This is a genomic window from Promicromonospora sp. CA-289599, from assembly GCF_050936155.1.
In the GTDB taxonomy this organism is placed as follows: Bacteria; Actinomycetota; Actinomycetes; order Actinomycetales; family Cellulomonadaceae; genus Promicromonospora.
In genome coordinates this window covers 975536-998629 of record NZ_JBNJNI010000001.1, presented here as the reverse complement: position 1 = coordinate 998629, position 23094 = coordinate 975536, and the positions used below count along the sequence as shown (strand labels likewise).

The 23094-nt window shown below is 71.6% G+C and carries 24 protein-coding genes; 17 read left to right on the top strand and 7 right to left on the bottom strand.

Annotated features, from left to right (window positions below):
* Window positions 1–79: 79 nt before the first annotated feature.
* The 5 genes from ACQEVI_RS04410 to ACQEVI_RS04390 all read left to right on the top strand — a co-directional run bounded on the left by ACQEVI_RS04410 (window position 80) and on the right by ACQEVI_RS04390 (window position 4278).
* Window positions 80–598 (top strand): nucleoside deaminase, encoded by a 519-nt coding sequence (locus ACQEVI_RS04410; protein ID WP_432895093.1) that lies wholly within the window; start codon window positions 80–82, stop codon window positions 596–598.
* Between the two features lie 150 nt (window positions 599–748).
* Complete coding sequence (locus tag ACQEVI_RS04405; protein ID WP_432895091.1) at window positions 749–1795, top strand: ABC transporter substrate-binding protein; 1047 nt, start codon at window positions 749–751, stop codon at window positions 1793–1795.
* A gap of 2 nt (window positions 1796–1797) precedes the next feature.
* Window positions 1798–2640: an ABC transporter ATP-binding protein gene (locus tag ACQEVI_RS04400; protein ID WP_432895089.1), complete on the top strand. Its 843-nt coding sequence runs from the start codon at window positions 1798–1800 to the stop codon at window positions 2638–2640.
* Window positions 2633–3415, top strand: coding sequence for an ABC transporter permease (locus ACQEVI_RS04395; RefSeq protein WP_432895087.1), 783 nt, complete (start codon window positions 2633–2635; stop codon window positions 3413–3415). Before ACQEVI_RS04400 ends, ACQEVI_RS04395 begins: the two co-directional genes overlap by 8 nt.
* Entirely contained in the window at window positions 3412–4278 is an 867-nt protein-coding gene (locus ACQEVI_RS04390; protein WP_432895085.1) for an ABC transporter permease, read from the top strand. Before ACQEVI_RS04395 ends, ACQEVI_RS04390 begins: the two co-directional genes overlap by 4 nt.
* A 66-nt stretch (window positions 4279–4344) precedes the next feature.
* Here the strand turns inward: ACQEVI_RS04390 and ACQEVI_RS04385 are convergent, their stop codons facing one another.
* On the bottom strand, window positions 4345–4935 hold the full coding sequence (locus ACQEVI_RS04385) for a hypothetical protein (RefSeq protein WP_432895083.1): 591 nt from the start codon (window positions 4933–4935) through the stop codon (window positions 4345–4347).
* Window positions 4936–5105: 170 nt separating this feature from the next.
* Here ACQEVI_RS04385 and ACQEVI_RS04380 point away from each other — a divergent pair, with 170 nt between their 5' ends.
* The 5 genes from ACQEVI_RS04380 to ACQEVI_RS04360 all read left to right on the top strand — a co-directional run bounded on the left by ACQEVI_RS04380 (window position 5106) and on the right by ACQEVI_RS04360 (window position 9027).
* Entirely contained in the window at window positions 5106–5822 is a 717-nt protein-coding gene (locus ACQEVI_RS04380; RefSeq protein ID WP_432895081.1) for a nucleotidyltransferase family protein, read from the top strand.
* Between the two features lie 141 nt (window positions 5823–5963).
* A complete protein-coding gene (locus ACQEVI_RS04375; RefSeq protein WP_432895079.1) occupies window positions 5964–6719 on the top strand; it encodes a cytochrome d ubiquinol oxidase subunit II in 756 nt (251 codons plus the stop codon).
* A 71-nt stretch (window positions 6720–6790) separates the two neighbouring features.
* Window positions 6791–7420: a hypothetical protein gene (locus ACQEVI_RS04370; RefSeq protein ID WP_432895077.1), complete on the top strand. Its 630-nt coding sequence runs from the start codon at window positions 6791–6793 to the stop codon at window positions 7418–7420.
* 63 nt (window positions 7421–7483) lie between these two features.
* Window positions 7484–8230, top strand: coding sequence for a DNA repair protein RecO (gene recO, locus ACQEVI_RS04365; RefSeq protein WP_432895076.1), 747 nt, complete (start codon window positions 7484–7486; stop codon window positions 8228–8230).
* Window positions 8230–9027, top strand: coding sequence for an isoprenyl transferase (locus tag ACQEVI_RS04360; protein ID WP_432895074.1), 798 nt, complete (start codon window positions 8230–8232; stop codon window positions 9025–9027). Before recO ends, ACQEVI_RS04360 begins: the two co-directional genes overlap by 1 nt.
* A gap of 96 nt (window positions 9028–9123) precedes the next feature.
* Here ACQEVI_RS04360 and ACQEVI_RS04355 read toward each other — a convergent pair whose 3' ends face one another.
* The 6 genes from ACQEVI_RS04355 to ACQEVI_RS04330 all read right to left on the bottom strand — a co-directional run bounded on the left by ACQEVI_RS04355 (window position 9124) and on the right by ACQEVI_RS04330 (window position 15409).
* Window positions 9124–10173, bottom strand: coding sequence for an iron-siderophore ABC transporter substrate-binding protein (locus ACQEVI_RS04355; protein WP_432895072.1), 1050 nt, complete (start codon window positions 10171–10173; stop codon window positions 9124–9126).
* A gap of 115 nt (window positions 10174–10288) precedes the next feature.
* On the bottom strand, window positions 10289–11083 hold the full coding sequence (locus ACQEVI_RS04350; protein WP_432895070.1) for an ABC transporter ATP-binding protein: 795 nt from the start codon (window positions 11081–11083) through the stop codon (window positions 10289–10291).
* Window positions 11080–12117: a FecCD family ABC transporter permease gene (locus ACQEVI_RS04345; RefSeq protein WP_432895068.1), complete on the bottom strand. Its 1038-nt coding sequence runs from the start codon at window positions 12115–12117 to the stop codon at window positions 11080–11082. The genes ACQEVI_RS04350 and ACQEVI_RS04345 overlap by 4 nt, the downstream gene beginning before the upstream one ends.
* Window positions 12117–13163: a FecCD family ABC transporter permease gene (locus tag ACQEVI_RS04340; RefSeq protein ID WP_432895066.1), complete on the bottom strand. Its 1047-nt coding sequence runs from the start codon at window positions 13161–13163 to the stop codon at window positions 12117–12119. Before ACQEVI_RS04340 ends, ACQEVI_RS04345 begins: the two co-directional genes overlap by 1 nt.
* A gap of 54 nt (window positions 13164–13217) precedes the next feature.
* Complete coding sequence (locus tag ACQEVI_RS04335; RefSeq protein ID WP_432895065.1) at window positions 13218–13787, bottom strand: hypothetical protein; 570 nt, start codon at window positions 13785–13787, stop codon at window positions 13218–13220.
* Window positions 13788–13996: 209 nt separating this feature from the next.
* On the bottom strand, window positions 13997–15409 hold the full coding sequence (locus ACQEVI_RS04330) for a glycine--tRNA ligase (protein ID WP_432895063.1): 1413 nt from the start codon (window positions 15407–15409) through the stop codon (window positions 13997–13999).
* A 146-nt stretch (window positions 15410–15555) separates the two neighbouring features.
* Between ACQEVI_RS04330 and ACQEVI_RS04325 the strand changes: the two genes are divergently transcribed.
* The 7 genes from ACQEVI_RS04325 to amaB all read left to right on the top strand — a co-directional run bounded on the left by ACQEVI_RS04325 (window position 15556) and on the right by amaB (window position 23061).
* A complete protein-coding gene (locus ACQEVI_RS04325) occupies window positions 15556–16539 on the top strand; it encodes a metal ABC transporter substrate-binding protein (protein ID WP_432895061.1) in 984 nt (327 codons plus the stop codon).
* Complete coding sequence (locus ACQEVI_RS04320) at window positions 16536–17369, top strand: metal ABC transporter ATP-binding protein (RefSeq protein ID WP_432895059.1); 834 nt, start codon at window positions 16536–16538, stop codon at window positions 17367–17369. The genes ACQEVI_RS04325 and ACQEVI_RS04320 overlap by 4 nt, the downstream gene beginning before the upstream one ends.
* 2 nt (window positions 17370–17371) lie before the next feature.
* Window positions 17372–18301 carry a metal ABC transporter permease gene (locus ACQEVI_RS04315; RefSeq protein ID WP_432905787.1) on the top strand — a complete coding sequence of 310 codons (930 nt, stop codon included), beginning with the start codon at window positions 17372–17374 and terminating at the stop codon, window positions 18299–18301.
* Entirely contained in the window at window positions 18301–18699 is a 399-nt protein-coding gene (locus ACQEVI_RS04310; RefSeq protein WP_432895057.1) for a Fur family transcriptional regulator, read from the top strand. Before ACQEVI_RS04315 ends, ACQEVI_RS04310 begins: the two co-directional genes overlap by 1 nt.
* A 167-nt stretch (window positions 18700–18866) precedes the next feature.
* Window positions 18867–20084 carry an NAD(P)/FAD-dependent oxidoreductase gene (locus tag ACQEVI_RS04305; protein WP_432895055.1) on the top strand — a complete coding sequence of 406 codons (1218 nt, stop codon included), beginning with the start codon at window positions 18867–18869 and terminating at the stop codon, window positions 20082–20084.
* A 17-nt stretch (window positions 20085–20101) separates the two neighbouring features.
* Window positions 20102–21511 (top strand): 2-oxoadipate dioxygenase/decarboxylase, encoded by a 1410-nt coding sequence (gene hglS / locus ACQEVI_RS04300; RefSeq protein WP_432895054.1) that lies wholly within the window; start codon window positions 20102–20104, stop codon window positions 21509–21511.
* A complete protein-coding gene (amaB, locus tag ACQEVI_RS04295) occupies window positions 21508–23061 on the top strand; it encodes an L-piperidine-6-carboxylate dehydrogenase (protein WP_432895052.1) in 1554 nt (517 codons plus the stop codon). The genes hglS and amaB overlap by 4 nt, the downstream gene beginning before the upstream one ends.
* The last annotated feature ends 33 nt before the right edge of the window (window positions 23062–23094 follow it).

Genomic DNA, 23094 nt, shown 5'->3' with positions numbered 1-23094 from the left:
AGACGGGGGCGAAACAGGTGTTTCGTGGGGGTGACCTGCTGGGAATGTGGTTGAAACGCCGCGGTGCGAGCATCGGAGGGTGATCAGCCATATCGAGAAGTCCGGCACATCGTCCCCGGCCTCCGTGGGCCCGGACGACGAGACCTGGCTCGCCCGCGCCGTCGAGGTCGCCACCCAGAACGTGGCCGACGGCGGTGGCCCCTTCGGGGCCGTCGTCGTGCGCGACGGCGTCGAGGTGGCGGCGGCCGGGAACCGGGTGACCCGCGACCTCGACCCCACCGCACACGCCGAGGTGGTGGCGATCCGGGCCGCCTGCCAGGCCCTCAAGACCTTCTCGCTGGCCGGGGCGACGCTCTACGCGTCGTGCGAGCCCTGCCCGCTGTGCCTCTCCGCGGCGCTGTGGGCGCGCGCGGACCGCGTCGTCTTCGCCGCGGACCGGCACGACGCCGAGCGGGCAGGCTTCGACGACCGCGAGTTCTACGAGCTCCTGGCGCGGGACCGTTCGACCTGGCCCAACCCCGTCGTCGAGCACAGGATCACCCGCGCGGGAGAGCCCTTCGAGGCATGGCGTGCGTACACCGCGCGCACCCCGTACTGACCGCCCGGGTAACGATCCGGTCGCGCGCCACACGTTTTACGGCGGCGTAACCCGTGGACGCCAGGCGCGAAACCACGGGTCCCTAGCGTCCGGCTCGAAAAGAAACGCGGGTTTCGGCTCACCCCACTTAGCACAACAGGAGAATCACTCATGATGCTTTCCCGTCCTGGGCGCGCTGCGCGCCTGACGGCCGTCGCGGCCGCTGCCTCGCTCGCCCTCGCGGCGTGCGCCTCCGGCGACGACGCCCCTGCTGAGGGGGAGGGCCTCGGCGACCTCACGGTCCAGCTCTCCTGGATCAAGAACGCGGAGTTCGCCGGCGAGTTCATGGCCGACAGCAAGGACTACTACACGGACGCCGGCTTCGGCGAGGTCACGTTCAACGCCGGCCCGGGCGCCACCGAGAACCTCGTGGCCTCCGGCAAGGCCGACTTCGGCCTCACGAACGCCGTCACGGTGGGCCAGGTCGTGGCCAACGAGGACGCACCCATCAAGATCGTGGGCACCACGTTCCAGAAGAACCCGTTCACGATCCTGTCCCTCAAGGACGGCGCGGACATCGCGACGATCGAGGACCTCAAGGGCAAGAGGATCGGCGTGCAGGACGGCGGCAACGGCCTGCTGTTCTCCGCCCTCCTGGCGGCCAACGGCCTCACCGAGGACGACGTCGAGATCGTGCCCGTGCAGTACGACCCGCAGCCGCTGGTCAACGGTGAGGTCGACGGGTTCCTCGCGTACGTGACCAACGAGTCGATCATCGTCTCCTCGCAGGGCGAGGAGGTGACCAACCTCCTGTTCGCCGACAACGGCCTGCCGTTCGTGGCCGAGTCGGTCATCGCGACCGACGAGACCATCGCCGAGCGGCCGGAGGTGGTCAAGGCGTTCCTCGAGGCCGAGATCAAGGGCTGGACCGACGCCTGCACCGACCTGGAGGGCGGCGCGAAGCTCGCCGTCGACGAGTACGGCGCCGACCTGGACCTCGACCTGGACAAGGAGATCGAGCAGAACACCATCCAGTGCGAGGAGCTGATCAACTCCGACGAGACGGCGGAGAACGGCCTCTTCACGATCAGCGACGAGCTCCTGGCCCAGAACATGGCGACGTTCGAGGCGGCCGGGATCGATGCCGCCCAGGAGGACGTCTTCGACCTGTCGCTCCTGGACGAGCTGCTGGCAGAGAAGCCCGAGCTCAAGGGCTGATCGTGACAGACCAGTCCGTCACTCAGCCCGGCACAGCTGTCACGTCCGGTGCCGGCCGCGCCCTGGAGGGTGGGGCCGGCACCGGCCTGCACATCGCCAACCTGTCCAAGTCGTTCGGGTCGGGCCGCAGGACGGTGACCGCGCTCGACGACGTCACCCTGCACACCGACCAGGGCAGCTTCCTGTCCCTGCTGGGCCCGAGCGGCTGTGGCAAGTCCACGATCCTGCGGATCCTCGCGGGGCTGGAGGCGCCGACGTCGGGCACCGCCAAGGTGGACGGCAAGGACGCGCAGCAGCTGCGCGCGGGCCACGAGCTCGGGATCGCGTTCCAGGACTCCGCCCTGCTGCCCTGGCGGTCCGTCGAGTCCAACCTGCGGCTGCCGTTCGAGGTCTCGGGCGAGCCCGTCGACCGCGAGCTGATCGCCGAGCTCATCCGGCTCGTCGGCCTGACCGGCTTCGAGAAGGCCAAGCCGGGTCAGCTCTCGGGCGGCATGCGGCAGCGCGTGTCGATCGCGCGCGCCCTGGTGGTCAAGCCGTCGGTGCTGCTGCTCGACGAGCCCTTCGGGGCGCTGGACGACATGACCCGCCAGCGCCTCAACCTGGAGCTGCTGCGGATCTGGACCGAGAAGCCGGCCACCACGCTCATGGTGACGCACGGCATCTCGGAGGCCATCTTCCTGTCCGACCAGGTAGCGGTCATGAGCCCGCGTCCCGGTCGGATCAAGGAGATCATCGAGGTCGACCTGCCGCGCCCGCGCCTGCCCGAGATGATGCGCAGCCCGGAGTTCCACGCTTTGCACGACCAGGCGTCGGAGCTGCTGTTCACGGCGGACGACGATGCCTGACCGCGCCCGCGCCTGGCTGGGCGGCGGTGCCGGGCTGGTCGGCCTCGTGGCGCTGTGGTGGCTGCTCGCGGTCACCGTGTTCGACGGTTCGTCGATGCCGACGCCGCCCGGCGTCCTGCGCCAGTACGCCGCCGACGGCTGGGCGTTCTACGCGAACAACTTCAGCGGCACCGTGGTGGAGGCGCTGATCGGGTTCGCGTGGGGCAACGGCCTGGCGCTCGTGCTGGCGGCCCTCGTGCTGCTCACGCCGCGGCTCGAACCCGTGATCTCGCAGATCGCGGTCATCAGCTACTGCGTGCCGACCATCGCGGTCCTGCCGATCCTGTACATCGTGCTCGGCCCGCCGGACTCGGGCGACCCCTCGCCGACCGCGGTCGTGCTGGCGGCGCTTTCCGTCTTCTTCACCACGGTCGTCGGGGCGGTGCTCGGGTTCCGTTCGGCGGACCGAGCAGCGCTCGACGTCGTCCGCGTGTATGGCGGGGGCCGCTGGAAGCAGCTCGTCACGGTGCAGCTCGTGTCCGCGCTGCCGGAGATCACCAGCGCGCTGAAGATCGCGGCGCCCGCTGCGTTCCTCGGCGCGATCCTCGGGGAGTACATCGGCGGCGTGGACCGCGGCGTCGGACCGGCGCTCATCGCCGCAGGCCAGGGCCTCATGGTCGAGCGTGCCTGGGGAATCATGTTCGCCTGCGCGCTCGTCGCGGGGCTCGGGTACGCGGTGTTCGGCGTGCTGGGCCGGGTAGCGGTGCCGTGGTCGACCGGAGGGGGACGAGGATGAGCGGGCTCTCGACAGAGCTGGTCCGGGCACAGCTTGATGCGGCGAGCCGGGCCTCGAGGGTCTTGACCAAGGGAGGCACCGGCCGCGCCCTCGCGACCGGTCTGGGCAGGGCAGTGGGAACCGCGCTGCTCATGCTCGTGATCCTCACCGTGGTGTGGGTCGTGTCGGTGGCCCTGGTGGACAACACCTTCGTCGCCAAGGGCCCCGCCGAGGTCTACGAGTTCGTCTTCGCCGACGACGACGCCGCCCAGACCCGCGCGGAGATCGTCACCGCCCTCGGTATCACGCTGGGCGACGCCGCCATCGGGTTCGTGGCGGGCATGCTCGCGGCGATCGTCGTGGCGGCCCTGATCGTGCTGTTCCGGCCGGTCGAGACCGCCGTCATGCCGGTGGCGCTGATCCTGCGCGCGGTGCCGCTCATCGCGCTGACGCCGATCATCCGGCTGCTCTTCTCCGACGAGCTGGTCCGCGTGGCGGTGGTGTCCGGGATCGTCGTGCTGTTCCCTGCCCTGGTGAACATCGTCCAGGGGCTGCGCTCGGTGTCCACGCAGATGTCCGACGTCGTGCACGTGTACGGCGGCGGACCGTTCGCCCTGCTGGTCAAGGTCGCGTTCCCGTCGGCGCTGCCCGCGCTGTTCGCGTCGATCCGGATCTCGGTGCCGGGCGCCATCACGGGCGCGCTGCTCGCGGAGTGGCTGATCACCGGCCGGGGGATCGGCAGCATGGTGGTCAACGCCGTCGGCCGGTCCGAGAACAACCTGGTCTGGACGTGCGTCCTGGTGGTGACGTTGGCCTCCCTGGTCCTGTACCTGGTGGCCCAGATCGCGGAGTCGATCGTCCTGGCCCGTTACGGCCGCGGATAAGCAAGCCGGTCGGGAGCGGGGTTATGTTCCCAGGCGTCCTCTGGGCGAACACAACCCGGTTCTCGATCAGCCGCGTCGGCGGCGGGCCGGCGGGCGGGGTGGGATGGGGCGGTTCGGGGCCCAGGCCTCGCGGGTCAGGACGGACCGGATGGCGTCCCGGCGTACCTGGTCGGCCGACGTGTGGAACTCGTCGCTGTCGAGCTCGACCAGGAGCCAGCGTCCGTAGCCGAGGTACCAGGCCAGGTCGGCGCGACCGAGGAACTGGTTCGCGGCGTCGACCAGGTCGCGCTGCAGGTCGTCGGGCGGGATCCCCGCATCGACACAGCGCAGTCGTGCGGCTGTCTCGACGGGGGACTGCGACCTGCCGTCGGCCAGCTCCCACCATCCTTCGGTCTTGGCGCAGTCCCGGCGCTTCCCGATGAGTCGTCTCGCCTTGCGCAGGCCGGACCGCGTGAGGATCCGCTTGTTCAGGAGCGAGTCCATGACCGCCACCCCGTGCTCGCGGTCGAGCGTGGGCAGGGCCTGAGCAAGTGCGTGGGCGGGCTCGGCCGCGAACCGGCCGCCTGCCGCGACGCGCGGGAACCGCCGGTACTGCCGGAGCACGATCCCGTCGCGCGGTTCGTGGCCCGACCCGTCGGGGAACGCGGCCTCGGGCACGATGTTCGGAGGTAGCCCGGCAACTCCCAGGAGTGCGAGCGCGCAGGCCCCGACGGCGGCGGAACCTGGATAGGCGAGCAGCGCCAGCCAGGCCGAGCGGAGCCGGCTCAGGTCGTTCGGATGCAGGCCGGGTAGCCGGCCACCGGTGAGAACGGGGTTATGTTCCTGTCATGGACCCTGAGGAACATAGCCCCGTTCTCACTGGTCCTGGGCGACCGGGGAAGGTGGCAGGGGTCGGGATCGTGCTGGCAGGAGGGGCCGGGAGCCGGTTCGGGATGCCCAAGGCGTTGGTCCGGGACGATGACGGTGTCCCGTGGGTCCAGCTCGCGTGCCGGGCGCTGCTCGATGGCGGGTGCGTGGACGTCGTCGTGGTGCTCGGGGCGCGGGCCGACGACGCGCGCGACCTGGTGCCCGCCACAGCCACGGTAGTGGTCGCCACCGACTGGGCGTCCGGGATAGCGGCGTCGCTGCGGGCGGGCCTCGCAGCGGCTGAGAGCCTGCCGGCCGGCAGGGCGACGGCGTCCGGACGATCGGCCGGCGGGGCGAGCGGAGCCGACGTCGCCGTCGTCTCCCTCGTGGACCTGCCCGGCCTGCGGGCCGACGCCGTCCGCCGGGTGCTCGCCGTGTCCGGGGAGCCGGACGCCGCGCGCCACGCGCTGGCCCGTGCCGTCTACGGCGGCGAGCCCGGGCACCCCGTGCTGGTAGGCCGCGCGCACTGGCGGCCGCTGGCCGACGCGGTACAGGGCGACACCGGCGCCGGTCCGTACCTGCGCGCCCATGCCGCCGCCGCCGTCGACTGCACGGACCTGGGTGGCGGGGACGACGTCGACCGGGCCGGTCCCGCGGGCTCTCCCGGCCGTGGGGAGGGCCGGCCCGGCCGTGGGTAGGGCCAGCCCGAACACCTCCTCGGGGTGATCCCTGACCTTTCCCCAGTTCTGCCCGAATCCTGTCGCAGTGGCCGGTCCGGCTACGTAGTCTCTGGAGCGTGCCGGAACACCGGACGCGAGGCCCGATCCGGAGGTGGTCCGATGAACGCAGCGGTCTGGGCAGTCCTCCTGACCGTCCTGGTGACGGGGTGGGTGCTGCTCGACGGCGCCGTTCAGGGCGCCGGCGCGACCCTGCTGCAGGAGCGCGGCCACGACGGCGGGAACCGGCGGCGCGGACCGGCGGCGCGGCGCGTGGTGCTGGGTGCCGTCGGGCCGCTGCTCGTGCCCGGCGAGGTGTGGTTGGTCGCCGCGCTCGGGGTGCTGATCGGTGTGTTCCCGCACGCGACGGCGGACCTGCTGGACGCAGCGTCTCCGGTGGCGATCGTGCTGATCGGGTCATGGGTGCTGCGCGACGCCGGGATCTGGCTGCGCAGCAGGCGGTCCGGCAAGATCTGGCGGGACGTGTGGGACGTCGTGCTCGTGGTCGCGAGCATCGCGCTCGCCGGGAGCTGGGGCGCGCTGCTCGGCGTGGCGTGGGGGAACGGTCTCGCGGCCCTGGCCCTCGGCATCGTGGCGGTGGTGGTGACGCGCCTGCACGGCGACGCCGTCGTCGCGTGGCGCCTGCGTCGCACCGGACCGCTGCCGGTGATCGTCACCTCGGTGATGATCACGGCGCCCGTCGTCGGGACCGCCGTCGCCGCGTGGCAACGCCTCCTCGAGGGCGGGATCTCCCCGGAGGCCATGGCGTCGCTCGGGTTCGTGGCGATCGCGGTGCTGCCGGTGATCCTCGCGCTCCAGGTCCTCGCGTGGTGGCTCATCGCGCGCCCGCTGGGCAGGCGGGACAACCTGTTCTTCTGATCGGTTCCTCTGGTCAGCTGCCAGACTTTTGCTACAGGCCAGGGCGAGATGCCGGTAAAGTCCTGCTCACCATGACCATGAAGAACCGCATCGTCTGCGCGCTGCTCGGCGCGCTGGCGTTCGCCACCGCGACCCTGCTCCTGCCATGGCTCCCGGACGCGCTGGTGGCGCTGCTCGGTTCCGGCGGCGTCCTGCTGTTCCTGGCCGCGCTCGTGCTGCCGACGAACACGCGCCAGCCGCCGGTGCACGGCCTGACGATCCTCGACAAGGGCTACCTGACGCCCGCCGAGATCCACCAGATCCTCGGGATCTGGCTGCCGACCGGAAGCTCCTCCCTGGACGCCAGGGACGCGCAGTGGACGGTCGCCCGGCACGTCGCCAAGTGGCGCGCGGACCACGTGGTCAACGTCATGGACTTCCACGGCGTCCTCGCCGAACGCCGCGTCGAGCTGCTCTCGGTGGTGCAGTGGGTAGGCGTGCAGCTGCTGCCCGCGTTCCTCGGCCTGATGTTCCTGATCCCCACGCTCGCCCTCACCGGGTTCGACAAGATCGCCAACAACTTCCTGCAGACCGTCCTGCTCTTCGCGATCTGGGGGACCGTCGCGCTCATCGTCCGCGGCGTGCTCGAGAAGCACGTGATCCACCGGTTCGTGTGGGAGCCGGAGCTGACGTCGGACGGCACCCGATTCGTCGAGCGGTAGGTCGCGACAGGCTCGACCCCGCCAGGGGCGCGGAGTGTCAGACGCACCTGGGATGATGTTCTCGTGCCCCTGTACCGAGACGACGCGATTGTCCTGCGCACCCACAAGCTGGGTGAGGCGGACCGCATCGTCACGTTCCTGACGCGCGAGCACGGCAAGGTGCGCGGTGTGGGCAAGGGGGTGCGGCGGACGTCGTCCAAGTTCGGCGCGCGGCTCGAGCCGTTCATGGCGGTCGACGTGCAGTTCCACACCGGCCGCAGCCCGCGCCCCGGCATGGGGCTCGACACCGTGACGCAGGTCGAGACCATCGGGGCGTACGCCCGGGCCATCAGCCAGGACTACAACCTGTACACGACGGGCACCGTGATGCTCGAGGCCGCCGACCGGCTGGTCGCGCAGGAGCACGAGCCGTCCGTGCAGCAGTACTGGCTGCTCGCCGGCGGGCTGCGCGCGCTGGCGGAGCGGCACCACGACGCCGGCCTGGTGCTCGACTCGTACCTGCTGCGGGCGCTCGCGGTGGCCGGCTGGGCGCCGTCGTTCGAGGACTGTGCGCGCTGCGGTGAGCCAGGGCCGCACCACTCGTTCAACGTGGCGCAGGGCGGCGCCGTCTGCCCGCGCTGCCGCCCGCCGGGTTCGACCGCGCCGGCGTCCGAGACCTTTGCTCTGCTGTCCTCGCTGCTCGCGGGCGACTGGGAGACCGCCGACGCGTCCGACGCGCGGCACCGCAAGGAGGCGAGCGGCCTCGTCGCCGCCTATGGCCAGTACTACCTGGAGAGAACGTTGCGATCGTTGAAGATGGTGGAGCGCTGATGGCCCGGACCACGAGCCGCGAGCTGGTCACGCCCTTCCCGCACCCGTCCGGCGCGCAGGCCCCCCGGATCCCGAAGGAGTTCGTGCCGCGCCACGTCGCCATAGTCATGGACGGCAACGGGCGCTGGGCGAACGCCCGTGGCCTGCCTCGTATCGAGGGCCACCGAGCGGGTGAGATGTCGCTGCTCGACGTCGTCGCCGGGGCCGTCGACGTCGGCGTCGAGTACGTCTCGGCGTACGCGTTCAGCACCGAGAACTGGAAGCGCTCGCCCGAGGAGGTGAGCTTCCTGATGAACTTCACGCAGGACGTGATGCGGCGTCAGTGCGACGTCATGGCGTCGTGGGGCGTGCGGATCCGCTGGGCCGGACGCCGTCCGAAGCTGTGGAAGTCGGTGATCAACGTGCTCCAGGAGGCCGAGGAGCGCACCAAGGACAACGACCTCTGCACCCTGACGATGTGCGTCAACTACGGGGGCCGGGCCGAGCTGGCCGACGCCGCCGCGGCGATGGCGCGCGACGCGGCCTCCGGCCGGCTGAACCCGAACCGGATCAACGAGAAGACGGTGCAGAAGTACCTGTACCTGGCCGACCTGCCCGACGTGGACCTGTTCCTGCGGTCGTCCGGCGAGCAGCGCACGTCCAACTTCATGCTGTGGCAGGCCGCGTACGCCGAGATGGTGTTCCTCGACGAGCCGTGGCCCGACGTCGACCGCCGGCACCTCTGGCGCGCCGTCGAGGAGTACGCGAGGCGCGACCGCCGCTACGGCGGCGCCCTGGACACCCCCACGCCGAAGTAGGGCGGCAGCGAGATAGAACTGTGGCGAAGTAGAACCCGAGCTGGGTTCTACTTCGCCACAGTCTATCTCGCCACAGTTCTGCTTCGGCGGGACGGGTTACTCGGCCAGGGTCGTGGCCAGGGAGTCGATCAGCTTCGGCATGCCCTCGGGGTACTCGACCGAGAGGGCCGTGGGCGGCGAGACCGCGGAGACCGCGACGGTGCCGACCTGCTGGACCACCATGCCGTCCTTGACGGCGGGCAGGGCCTGCAGCTCCTTCTTGGTCGGGAGCGCTTCGGCCTGCTCCTCGGTGTACGTGTAGGCGACGACGAGGTCGGAGTCGAGCTTGTCGAGCTCCTCGTACGACAGCGTGTAGAAGAACTGGCCGTCGTCCGGCGCGAGCTCCTCTACGGCCGGGGCGGTCTCGAAGCCGAGGCCCTCCAGGAACCCGGCGCGCGGGTCACCGGCACGGTAGACGTAGACCAGGCCCTCCTCGGGGGAGTCCACGATCGCGGCGACCGTCTTGCCCGCGAACTCGGGGTGCGCATCTGCCTGCTCAGCCAGGTAGGTGTTGATCTCCTCGACCTTGGTCTCGCCCGCCGCGCTGCGGCCCAGGGCGTCGGCCGTGGAGGTGATGATCTGGTCCCACGGCGTCTGCCACGCCGTCTCCGGGTAGGCGACGGTCGGGGCGATCTCGCTGAGCAGGTCGTACTGCTCCTGCGTGATGCCCGAGTAGGTAGCGATGATGACGTCGGGCTCCGCGGCCGCGAACTCCTCGTACGGCACGGACGCGCCGGACTCGGCGTCGGTCAGCACGGTGGGCTTGTCGATGCCTGCCTCGTCGTAGGCCTCCTCGACCCACGGCAGGAGGTTGCCCTCGCCGACGGTCCAGGTCTGCTCGGCGACGGCGACCGGGTAGACGCCCGCGGCGATCGCGGCCTCGGTCGAACCCCAGCCCCACGTGGCGACACGCACGGGCGCCTCGTCGAGGGTGGTCTCGCCGAGGGCGTGCTCGATCGTCAGGGGGAACTCGTCGGTCGCACCGGAAGCATCGGCCGACGGCGTCGCGTCGTCCGCGGCGGGGGCTTCGGACGCGCAGCCCGACAGGGCGAGGGCGGACGCGGCGACAATGCCGACGGCCGCCGCGAGGGAACGGCGAGGGCGCACGGTTACTCCTGGGGGTTCAGGCGAACGACCGGCGGATGCCGGTCGAGATGAGGTAAGCCTAACCACATTAGGTAACGACGATGTTGCGAAATTGGGGAGCCTGAAGTGAGGTGCGTTACGCGCCGGAGTGGTAACGGCCGACCGGAACGACGAGCGGCGAGCCCGCCACCGGGTCGAGCACCACCTGGGCGCGCAGCCCGAACGCCTCGCTCACGACCTCCTGGGTCAGCACGTCCGACGGCGCCCCCTCGGCGACGATCCGCCCGGCCGACATCACGACCAGGTGGTCGGCGTAGCGTGCGGCGAGGTTGAGCTCGTGCAGCACCATCGCGACGGTCGTGCCGCGGTCGCGGTTCAGCTCCGTGAGCAGGTCCAGCAGGTCGAGCTGGTGGCGCACGTCGAGGAACGTCGTCGGCTCGTCGAGCAGCACGATGTCGGTCTGCTGGGCCAGGACCATGGCGATCCACACGCGCTGGCGCTGGCCGCCCGACAGCTCGGCGACGGGCCGGTCCGCGAGCTCCGCGACGCCGGTGGACTCGAGCGCTGTGGTGACCACGGCGTCGTCGTCGGACGAGTGGCGGCCGAACCAGCCCTGGTGCGGGTAGCGGCCGCGGCTGACGAGCTCGGCGACGCGGACACCGTCGGGCGCGATGGACGACTGTGGCAGCATGCCGACCTTGCGGGCCAGCTCCTTGCGGGGCATCGCCGTGATGTCGGTGCCGTCGAGCGTGATCCGGCCGCCGTCGAGCGGGTGCAGCCGCGCGAGGCCGCGCAGCAGCGTGGACTTGCCACAGGCGTTCGGCCCGACGACGGCGGTGATCTTGCCGTCGGGCAGTGTCAGGTCGAGGCCCTCGATGACGCGTAGGCCCTCGTAGCCCAGGCTGACGCCTTCGGCGCGCAGGTTGGTCATCGGCTCCTCTTCTCGTTCGTGGCGAGCAGCCACAGCAGGTAGGGGGCGCCCACGAGCCCCGTGACGATGCCCACGGGGGCGGCCACGCCGAGCAGCGCGTGCTGCCCGACGACGTCCGCCACCAGGGTCAGGGCCGCACCGGTGGCGCTGGACGCGACGAGCGCGGCGCCGCCGTCGTTCACGAGACGGCGGGCGATGGCGGGGGCGACCAGGGCGACGAAGGCGATCGGGCCGGCCGCGCTGGTCGCGAGCGCGACGAGCGCGACCGCGATCAGCAGCGTGCCGACCCGGGCGGCGTCGACGTGGACGCCGAGGGCGCGCGCGTTGTCGTCCCCGAGCGAGAGCGGCCCCTGGGTCCGGGCGACGAGCGCGACCACGACGGCGAGCACGAGCGTGCCCGCGGCGACGAGCGCGAGCTGTTCGCCGCGGATGTCGGACACGGAGCCGACGGTCCAGATGAGCACACCCGCTGCCTCGTTCTCCTCGGCGCGGGCCATCGCCCAGGCGACCATCGACGAGCACAGGTACGCGAACCCGACGCCGACCAGCACGAACCGGATCGAGTGCAGGCCCTTGCGCCAGGCCAGCAGCCAGATCGCGAGGGCGACGAGGCCGGCGCCCGAGAAGGCCAGGCCGGACAGGGCCACCCCGCTCATGCCCAGCGCGAGCAGGCCGGTCACGGCCCCGAGGCTCGCCCCGCTGGAGATCCCGAGGATGTCGGGCGAGGCCAGCGGGTTGCGCAGGGTCGACTGGAACAGGGCGCCCGCCAGCCCGAAGGCTGCACCGACCACCACGGCGGCCTCGATGCGGGGCAGGCGCAGCTTCTGGATGATGAAGACGTCACCCTTGTCGCCCAGCCCGACGGCGCCGGCGATCGCCTGGCCCGGGGTCAGCCCGGCGGCGCCGACCAGCAGGGCGCCGGTCCCGGCGACGAGCACGAGGAGGGTCATCCCTGCGACGACGAGGATCTGACGGCGGCGCCGGACGGCGCGCAGGCCGGCGACGGCAGTCGTGTCGACGGTGCCGGCGGTCATCAGGCTCCCACCACGTTCCGGCTCCGGGCGACGGCGATCAGCACCGGCGCACCCAGGAGCGCGGCGACGACGCCGGCCTCGAGCTCCGACCGGGGCAGGATCAGCCGTCCGAGGACGTCGGCGGACAGCAGCATCACGGGGCCCAGGAGCGCGCCGATCGCCATGACCCACCGGTAGTCGGTGCCGACGAGGCGGCGCGCCGCGTGCGGGACCACGAGCCCGACCAGCGCGATCGGCCCGGCGAGCGACGTCGCGGTACCGGCGAGCAGCACGATGGCGATCGCGGAGAGGGTACGCGTGGTGCCCACCCGCTGGCCGAGCGCGGTCGCGACGTCCTCACCGAGGGCCAGCATGTTGAGCCGGTGCGAGAGCACGGCGGCGAGGACCACGCCGACCAGGATGAACGGCCACAGCCACAGCACGGTGTCCAGGCCGCGTCCCGTCAGGGAGCCGACGGACCAGAACCGGTACAGGTTGAACGCCTGCTGGTCGCGCAGGAGCACGAGCGTGATGAGGGGTGTGATGAGCGCCGTCACGGCGGCGCCGACGAGCACGAGCCGCACGGGCTGGCCGCGCCCCACCGAGAACACGATCGCCGCGGCGGCGGCGGCGCCGAGGAACGCGAACCAGACGTAGCCGATCGGCGAGGTGATGCCGAAGAGCCAGACCGCGCAGACCACGGCGAGCGAAGCGCCCGAGTTCAGGCCCAGCAGGCCGGGATCGGCGATCGGGTTCCGCGTGACTCCCTGGATCAGGGTGCCCGCGGTGCCGAGCGCGATCCCGGCCGCCAGGCCCACGACGGTGCGCGGCAGTCGCTGGTCCAGGACCACGTCGTGGTCCACGAACCCGGCGACCGGCGCCGTCAGTGCCCGCCAGACCTCTGCCGGGTTGATGTCGCGGACGCCGAGCGCGAGGCTCGCGAGGACGACGAGCAGCAGGGCCACGAGCGCCGTCGCCAGCGCGAGCGTCCTGCGGCGGGCACGGTGAGCTACGGCTTCCGCACCCTCACGGCGTCCCGCGGGCGCTGCCGCAGGTGAGGTAAGCATTGCCTAAGTCTTCCACAATGCCTGGGATGGTCGGTACGCGCATACCTGCGAAGGTCAGGAGTAGGACTCGCAGCCCCAGCCGTCGTCGTCCGCGTCGAGGCGGTGGTAGTCGACCGTCCCCACCCAGACCTTCTTGCGGACGTCATCGCAGTCGAGGTCGGGGTTGGTGCGCGAGACGGGGCACTGCCACCTGCCCTCGGCGTAGACGCAGACGGAGTCGGTCGCCCGGGCGGGCCGGAAGCGGCTGTTGCCCGCGTACTTCACGATCCACGTGCCCGTGCGGGTCGCGGCGAACCTGTTCGTGTAGCTGCCGGTGCTGGTGGTCCGGACCGTGCCGACCTTGCTCATGCCGACCGATCCGGCCGGGTCGAAGTAGATCGCCATGACCTGGTTGGTCAGCGGGTACCACTTCCCACCCCGCTGCACCTTGAGGGTTCCCGTCACGGTGACCGGCTTCCGCCTGGCTACCGGTTCGGGCTTGGCGTTGGTCGCGAGCTCGGTGGCGTAGGCGGCCTGGAGTGCCTGTGCGGGTGCGGGAGCCGCGTGCGCGGGCACTGACGCCGCGAGGGCCAGCGCGACAGCGCTCGCGGTGGCGGCGATGATTCGGCGGATGATGGGGATCAACCTCTTCTGGGTCCTGGGGCACCCTGGACGGGGCCCGCTACGACTACCAGACCTCCGGGGCCGCACATTCTGACTGGATCCGTGGTGACCTCACCCGGGTGAGGTCGTCGGGGGAGGGCGGCAGGAACGACCATGCGGTTGCTGCCAGACCGGGTGGTGGTCTGGCAGCAACCGCATGGTCATCGCCGCTGGTCGAGCTGTCGAGAGCCTCAGGCGCCGACGAGGTGGCCGGCCAGGTAGCCGACGACCTTGTCCAGCGCCACACGCTCCTGCTGCATGGAGTCACGGTGCCGGATGGTCACTGCCTGGTCGTCGAGCGTGTCGAAGTCGACCGTGATGCAGAACGGCGTACCGATCTCGTCCTGACGGCGGTAGCGCTTGCCGATGGCCTGCGTCACGTCGTAGTCGACGTTCCAGTACTTGCGCAGCTCGGCGGCCAGAGCCTCGGACGCCGGGAGCAGGTCCGCAGTCTTGGACAGCGGCAGCACCGCCGCCTTGACGGGCGCCAGGCGCGGGTCAAGGCGCAGCACCGTGCGCTTGTCGACGCCGCCCTTGGTGTTGGGCGCCTCGTCCTCCGCGTACGCCTCGACGAGGAACGCCATGAGGGACCGGGTGAGGCCCGCGGCCGGCTCGATGACGTACGGGTAGTACTTCTCGTTCGTCACCGGGTCGCGGTACGCGAGGTCCTTGCCGGAGCTCTCCGTGTGGGTCTTCAGGTCGAAGTCCGTACGGTTCGCGATGCCCTCGAGCTCACCCCACTCGCTGCCCTGGAAGCCGAAGCGGTACTCGATGTCCACCGTGCGGGTCGAGTAGTGCGACAGCTTGTCCTTGGGGTGCTCGAAGTGGCGCAGGTTGTCGGCCGAGATGCCGAGGTCGGTGTACCAGGCGGTGCGCTGGTCGATCCAGTACTGGTGCCACTCCTCGTCCTCGCCGGGCTTGACGAAGAACTCCATCTCCATCTGCTCGAACTCGCGCGTGCGGAAGATGAAGTTGCCCGGCGTGATCTCGTTGCGGAACGACTTGCCGATCTGGCCGATGCCGAACGGCGGCTTCTTGCGCGCCGCCGCGGCGACGTTGGCGAAGTTCACGAAGATGCCCTGCGCGGTCTCGGGGCGCAGGTAGTGCAGGCCGGACTCGTCCTCGACCGGGCCGAGGTACGTCTTCAGCATCATGTTGAAGTCGCGCGGCTCGGTCCACTGGCCGCGGGTACCGCAGTTCACGCACACCAGGTCCGTCAGCGGCACGGAGTCCGGGTCGTCGATGCCCTTCTTCTCCGCGTGTGCCTCCTGCATCTGGTCCACGCGGTAGCGCTTGTGGCACGAGAGGCACTCGGTGAGCGGGTCGGTGAACACGCCGACGTGGCCGGAGGCGACCCACACCTGGCGGGGCAGGATGACCGACGAGTCGAGGCCGACGATGTCGTCACGGCTCGTGACGGTCGACCGCCACCACTGGCGCTTGATGTTCTCCTTGAGCTCCACACCGAGGGGGCCGTAGTCCCACGCAGAGCGCGTTCCGCCGTAGATCTCACCCGACGGGAAGACGAAACCTCGTCGCTTCGCGAGCGAGACGACGGCGTCGAGCTTGGCGGTCTGCGCAGAGCGCACTGACTTGTCGGACACGAGGGTCTCTCCAGGGGAACAGGCGGTAAACAATGTCCGCCCAGCCTACCGTCCGGGCAGGTTGGAGCCTGCGCGAATAACCCAGTGACGGACCTCTCGGCACCGATCTTTGACAACGGTTCTCAACAGGCGTGAGAATCGTTCTCATGATAAAGACTCGCGCCACCGGCGCTGCTCTCGCCGGCCTCGCTCTTGTCGCCACGGCGACGCTCGCAGGCTGTTCGACGCAGGGCGCAGGCGGCTCCTCCGACGAGTCCGACGGCGTCACCGTACTCGCCTCGTTCTACCCGCTCCAGTACATCGCGCAGCAGATCGGCGGCGACCTGGTCACCGTCGACAACCTGACGCCCCCGGCCGCCGAGCCGCACGACCTCGAGCTCTCCCCGGCGCAGGTCCGCGAGATCGGTACCGCCGACCTGGTGGTCTACCTGTCCGGCTTCCAGAACGCCGTCGACGAGGGCGTCGAGGCCCGCGCACCCCAGCACGTGGTCGACGCCGCCGACGCCGCGGGCCTCGTCGAGCATGCCGAGGAGGCCGAGGAGGAGCACGCGGGCGAGACCGAGGAAGAGCACGCGGAGCACGCCGACGAGCACGGCCACGGCGCCACCGACCCGCACTTCTGGCTGGACCCGAGCCGGCTCGCCGCCGTCGGGAAGGTCGTCGCCGACGAGCTGGCAGCCGTGGACCCGGAGCACGCCGACGAGTACGCCGCCGGCGCCCAGCGCCTCGGCCAGCAGCTCGACGAGCTGGACCAGGAGTTCGCGGACGGGCTGGCCGCGTGCCAGGGCGCCACGCTCGTGACGAGCCACGCCGCGTTCGGCTACCTCGCCGACCGGTACGCGCTGGAGCAGGTGGGCATCTCCGAGCTCGACCCCGAGGTGGAGCCGTCCCCGGCCCGCCTGCGCGAGATCGGCGACATCGTCGAGGAGCGCGGCATCAAGACCCTGTACTCGGAGACGCTCGTGAGCCCCAAGGTCACCGAGACCCTGGCCGCCGACCTGGGTGTGAACACCGCCGTGCTGGACCCGCTGGAGGGCCTGTCCGAGGAGTCCACGGCCGCCGGCGACGACTACGTCTCGGTCATGCGGGCCAACCTCGCCGCACTGGAGGAGGGCCTGGTCTGCGAATGACGGACACTAGGCAGGTGACCGAGACGAGCGAACCCGTCATCGAGGCCCGCGGCCTGCACTTCCGTGCGGGCGCGAGCCACATCCTGCGCGGCATCGACCTGACGGTGGACCGCGGCGAGGTCGTCGCGCTGCTGGGCGCGAACGGCTCCGGCAAGTCGACCCTCGTGCGCGCGCTCGTCGGCATCAACTCGCCGTCGGAGGGCACCGTCCGCCTGCTCGGCAAGTCTCTCGGGGCCGGCCCACGCGGGGCCGCCGTCGACTGGAGCCGCATCGGCTACGTGCCCCAGCGTGCGACCGCGGGCGGCGGCATCCCGTCCACCGCGCAGGAGGTCGTCGCCTCCGGCCTGCTGCACGGACGCCGCCTGTGGCCGCCGCGCGGCTGGCGCGACCGGGTTGACACCGCCCTCGGGCAGGTGGGCCTCGCCGACCGGGTGCGCGACCCCGTGCACCTCCTGTCGGGCGGCCAGCAGCAGCGCATCCTCATCGCGCGCGCCCTGGTCCGGGAACCCGATGTTCTTGTACTGGACGAGCCCGTCGCGGGCGTGGACGTCGCCAGCCAGGAGGCGTTCGCCGCCACCATGCAGCGGCTGGTCGACGGCGGCCTCACCGTGCTCGTCGTCCTGCACGAGCTCGGGGAGCTCGAGCCGCTCGTCACCCGCGCCGTCGTGCTGCGGCACGGCAAGGTGGTGCACGACGGCGCCCCGCCGCGCGCCCGGCACGACCACGACCGCGTCGGACACCGGCACCAGCACCCGCACGCCGACGACAACGACAACCGGACAGCTCGGGACGCCGAAGCCAGGGCTCTCGACCTGGAGGTGCGACCGTGATCATGCTCATGCTGACCGACCCGTTCATGCAGCGGGCGCTCGTCGCCGCGCTCCTCGTCGGCATCACCGCCCCCGTCGTCGGCACCTACCTGGTGCAGCGCAAGCTGTCCCTGCTCGGCGACGGGATCGGGCACGTCGCCCTGACGGGCGTCGCCCTCGGCTGGCTCGTCGGCGCGGGCATGGGGCTGACGCCGAACGACGCCCTCGCGATCCCCGGCGCCGTCGTCGCCGCGGTGATCGGTGCGGTCCTCATCGAGGTGGTCCGGCGTCGCGGACGCACCTCCGGCGACCTCGCGCTCGCCATCATGTTCTACGGCGGCATCGCCGGCGGCGTCTTCCTCATCGGGATCGCCGGCGGCTCCTCCGGCAACCTCATGCAGTACCTGTTCGGCTCCATCTCCACGGTGACCGACAGCGACCTCTGGCTCACCGTCGTGCTCTCCCTCGTGGTGCTGGCCGTCGGGGTCGGCCTGCGGCACGCGCTGTTCTCGGTGAGCCACGACGAGGAGTTCGCCGTCGCGTCCGGCCTGCCCGTCTGGGCGCTGAACATCATCGTCGCGGTCGTCTCCGCCCTCACGGTGACGGTCGCCATGCGCGTCGTCGGCCTGCTGCTCGTCAGCGCGCTCATGATCGTTCCCGTGGCCGTGGCGCAGCAGGTCACGCACGCCTTCGGGCGCACCATGCTCACCGCCTGCGTCGTCGGGGTCGTGGTCTGCGTGTCCGGCCTGACCATCACCTACTGGTACAACGTCTCGCCGGGCGCGACTATCGTGGTCCTTGCCATCGCGGTCTACGCGGTGGTCTCGGTGGTGGCGCCGTTCCTGACCCGGCGGCGCCCCGCGCACGACCCGCATCCAGACCTGCCCGACGACGTCGACCTGCCTGCCGCCGCAACGGAACGTGCGGTGGCCGCCGCGAAGGAGTGCCGCTGATGGCCGCACGTATGACCCGCCAGCGGACAGCCGTTGTCGAGGCGCTCGACGAGATCGCGGACTTCCGCTCGGCGCAGCAGCTGCACGAGACCCTGCGCGCCCGCGGCGAGTCCGTGGGTCTCGCGACGGTGTACCGGGCGTTGCAGGCGCTCGCGGAGGCGAGCGAGGTGGACGTCCTGCGGGCCGAGGACGGCGAGAGCCTCTACCGCCGGTGCGCGCGCCGCGAGCACCACCACCACCTGGTGTGCCGGATGTGCGGCCGGACGGTCGAGATCGACGGCCCCACGGTCGAGGCCTGGGCCTCGAAGGTCGCCGCGGCCCAGGGCTTCGACGACATCGAGCACACCATCGAGCTCTGGGGCACCTGCGCGGACTGCCGCGCGTCCGCCGCGAGCTGACCTGTCAGACCCGCCCCGACCTGTCAGACGTACAGGTCACTCGGGTGACCTGTACGTCTGACACGTGGGCATGCGTCTGACAGGTGTGTTCCCGGATCAGGGCTGCCACGGCAGGAAGACTTCCGGCGGGTGTCCGCATTCGCAGGAGCACGTGGCAGGATGCGTGCATGACCTCAGCACGGCACCCCGCGGACCGGCGGGGCAGGCTCCCCGCGCGCGCTGAGGTCGTGGTCGTCGGCGGCGGTGCGATCGGCGCGTCGGTGGCGTTCCACCTCGCCGAGGACGGCGTCGACGTGCTGCTCCTGGAGGCCGACGAGCTCGCCTCGGGCAGCTCGGGCAAGCCCATCGGGGGAGTGCGGGCGCAGTTCTCCGACCCCGCGAACGTCGACCTCGGCAACCGCAGCCTCGAGCTGTACGAGGACTTCGCCGACCGTCCGGGCGCGGACATCGGGCTGCAGCAGCCGGGCTACCTGTTCCTCCTGCCGGACGCCGCCGACGTCACGCTCTTCGAGGAGTCGGTGGCCATGCAGAACGAGCGCGGGGTGGCGAGCCGCATGCTCAGCCCCGACGCCGTCCGCCGGCTCAACCCGTACGTCGACGTCGACAGGTACCGGGGCGCCGCCTATGCCGCGCGGGACGGGTTCGCCCACCCCAAGGCCGTCGTCGAGGGGTACGCCGCGGGGGCCGAGCGCCACGGCGCGACCGTCCGCACGCACGTGACGGCCGTCGACGTCGAGACGAGGGGCGACGACGTCGTCGCGGTCTGGACGAACCAGGGCCGGGTGCGGACCGGCGCCGTCGTGCTGTGCGCGGGCGCGTGGACGCGCGACGTGGCCACCAAGGCGGGGCTCGACCTGCCCGTCGACCCCTACCGGCGACAGATCGGCTTCACCCCCGCGCTGGACCCGGCGCCGTCGCGGATCCCGTTCACGATCGACTACGGCACCACCTTCTACTTCCACAACGCGGCGCCCGACGGCCTGCTCCTCGGGATCGCCGACCCGGCGACGCCCATCGCCTTCGAGCGCACGTACGACCCGGCCTGGCTGCCGCTGCTGCGCGGCGCGGTGGGGGCCTGCGCTCCTGAGCTGTCCGACGTGCCCGTCGCGCGCGGCTGGGCGGGCCTCTACGAGATGACGCCGGACCACAACGCCCTCATCGGCGAGGCGACCGGCGTGCCGGGTCGCGTGCTCTACGCCGCCGGCTTCTCCGGTCACGGGTTCCTGCAGGCACCCGCGGTCGGCGAGGCGGTGCGCGACCTGTACGCGGGCCGCACGCCCCCGATCGACGTGTCCGGGTTCAGCGCCGACCGGTTCGCCACGGACGCCTCCGGCACGACCACTACCGGCCCGGGGCGACGAGGCCCCGAGGCCAACATCATCTGACGGAGAAGGAGACACCGATGTCGGCACCGACGTTCCTCGAGCCCTGGCGGCTGAGGGCCGCGTTCGCGCGCAGCCTCTCGGACATGTACGGCAAGGAAGTTCCGGCCTACACCACGCTGCTCGACGTGTCGCACGAGGTCAACGCCGACTTCGTGGCGAAGCACGGGGCGGACGCCGAACGGCTCGGCTCCATCGCGCGCGTCACCGCGGAGCGGCACGGCGCGATCCGCGTGGGCACGCCCACCGAGATGTCGCAGGTCGCCCGGATCTTCGGCGCCATGGGCATGCAGCCGGTCGGGTTCTACGACCTGCGCGACGCGTCGTCGAGCTCGGTCCCGGTGATCTCGACGGCGTTCCGCCCGATCGAGCGCGCGGAGCTGGCGCGCAACCCGTTCCGGGTCTTCACGTCGATGCTCGTCACGGCGGACCGTCGGTTCTTCACCGCGGACCTGGAGCGGCGCCTGGAGAACTTCCTCGGCGCCCGCACGCTGTTCGGCCCGGAGCTGCTGGCCCTGGCCGACCGTGCCGAGGCCGAGGGCGGCCTGCCGGAGGACCAGGCGGCGGAGTTCCTGCGCCTGGCGACCGAGGCGTTCGAGCTGTCCCGGGAGCCCGTGGACCAGGCCTGGTACCGCGAGCTGGAGGCCGTCAGCGCCGTGGCCGCCGACATCGGCGGCATCGCCTCGACGCACATCAACCACCTCACGCCCCGCGTGCTCGACATCGACGACCTGTACGCGCGCATGGAGGCCCGCGGCATCACGATGATCGACGCGATCCAGGGCCCTCCGCGCTGGGCGGGTCCGGACGTCCTCCTGCGCCAGACGTCGTTCCGCGCGCTCGCCGAGCCGCGCACCTTCCGCACGGCCGACGGCGAGATCGTGAGCGACTCCCTGCGCGTCCGGTTCGGCGAGGTCGAGGCGCGCGGCATCGCGCTGACCCGCGAGGGCCGCGCCGCGTACGACGCCGCGGTCGTCCAGATCGACGAGGCCGCCGCCGCGGCCCGCGCCGAGGACCCCGGCTTCACGGAGGCCCAGCGCCAGGAGACCGCCCGCGCCGTCTGGCAGCGGACCTTCCCGACGACGGAGACGGAGCTCGCCGCCCAGGGCCTCGGCTGGTTCACCTACGAGGTGGACGGCGACGGCACGGGCGTCCGCCGCGAGCCCGTCGTCTACGAGGACTTCCTGCCGCGTTCCGCGGCCGGCATCTTCCAGTCCAACCTGACCTCGGACGGCGCCAAGGACGCGAGCCAGCAGGGCACGGACCGGGACGCCGACTGGATGTCCGGCGCGCTCGGCCGCGAGCTCAACGACCCCTTCGACCTGTACGCCGACCAGGTGGACAGGTCGCTCGCCGCCGCCGCCGAGACCCTCGGCGTCGACCCGGCCACCCTCACCACGCCCAACCGCACAACGGGAGCATCGCGATGACCAGCACCACCACCCACACCCCGCTGACCACCGAGCTGCGGGAGGCCGCACTTGCCGCCCTGGAGCGGCTGGGTGCCACGGCTCCGGGGGTCTCGACAGGCTCGACCGACGGCGACCTCGCCGTCGTGTCGCCGCTGTCCGGCCAGCCCCTGCTCCACGTGCGTCGTGACGGCGCCGCAGAGGCCACCGCCGCCGTCGACCGGGCCGCCGAGGCCTTCACGACGTGGCGCTCCGTACCCGCCCCCGTGCGCGGCCAGGTGATCAAGCGCCTGGGCGAGCTGCTGACCGAGCACAAGACCGACCTCGCCGAGCTGGTCACCATCGAGGCGGGCAAGGTCACGAGCGAGGCCCTGGGCGAGGTCCAGGAGATGATCGACATCTGCGACTTCGCCGTCGGGCTGTCGCGGCAGGTCGGCGGACGCACGATGCCCTCGGAGCGCCCGGGGCACCGCCTCATGGAGACGTGGCACCCGATGGGCGTCGTCGGCGTCATCAGCGCGTTCAACTTCCCGGTGGCCGTGTGGTCCTGGAACACCGCCGTCGCGCTCGTCTGCGGCGACACCGTGGTGTGGAAGCCGAGCGAGAAGACGCTGCTCTCGGCAGTGGGCGCCTCGGCGCTGCTCGACCGCGCGCTGGCCGAGGCAGGTTTCCCGGCGGGCGTCTCGCAGCTGCTCCTCGGCGACCGTGAGGCCGGCGAGGCCCTCGTGGCCGACTCCCGCGTGGCGCTGGTCTCCGCGACCGGCTCCGAGCGGATGGGCCAGCAGGTCGCCCCCGTCGTCGCGGCGCGCGGCGGCCGGTACCTCCTCGAGCTGGGCGGCAACAACGCGGCGATCGTCGCGCCGTCGGCCGACCTCGATCTCGCCGTACGCGGCGCGGTGTTCTCGGCGGCCGGCACGGCCGGCCAGCGCTGCACCTCGCTGCGGCGCCTGATCGTGCACGAGTCGGTGGCGGACGAGGTCGTCGCGCGGCTCGCCAAGGTCTACGCCGACCTGCCGGTCGGCGACCCGCGTGCCGAGGGCACCCTGGTCGGCCCGCTGGTCGACGCCGGTGCGCGCGAGCGCATGCTCGCCGCGATCGACGAGGCGGTGGACGCGGGCGGCAGGCTCGTCGTGGGCGGCACAGCGGTCACCGTGCCCGGTGCCGAGGACGCGGCGTACGTGCAGCCCGCGATCGTGCGGATGGTGACGCAGGCCGACGTCGTCAAGCGGGAGACGTTCGCGCCGATCCTGTACGTGCTGACCTACTCGGAGCTGTCCGAGGCGATCGCGCTGCACAACGACGTGCCCCAGGGCCTGTCGTCGGCGATCTTCACGATGGACGTGCGCGAGGCCGAGACGTTCATGTCGGAGGCCGGCTCGGACTGCGGCATCGTGAACGTCAACATCGGGACCTCCGGCGCGGAGATCGGTGGCGCGTTCGGCGGCGAGAAGTCGACGGGCGGCGGGCGCGAGTCCGGGTCGGACGCATGGAAGCAGTACATGCGCCGCGCCACGAACACGGTGAACTACTCGACGGAGCTGCCGCTGGCGCAGGGCGTCAACTTCGGCTGACCGGGCCATCGCTGGTCGAGCCACCGTTGGTGG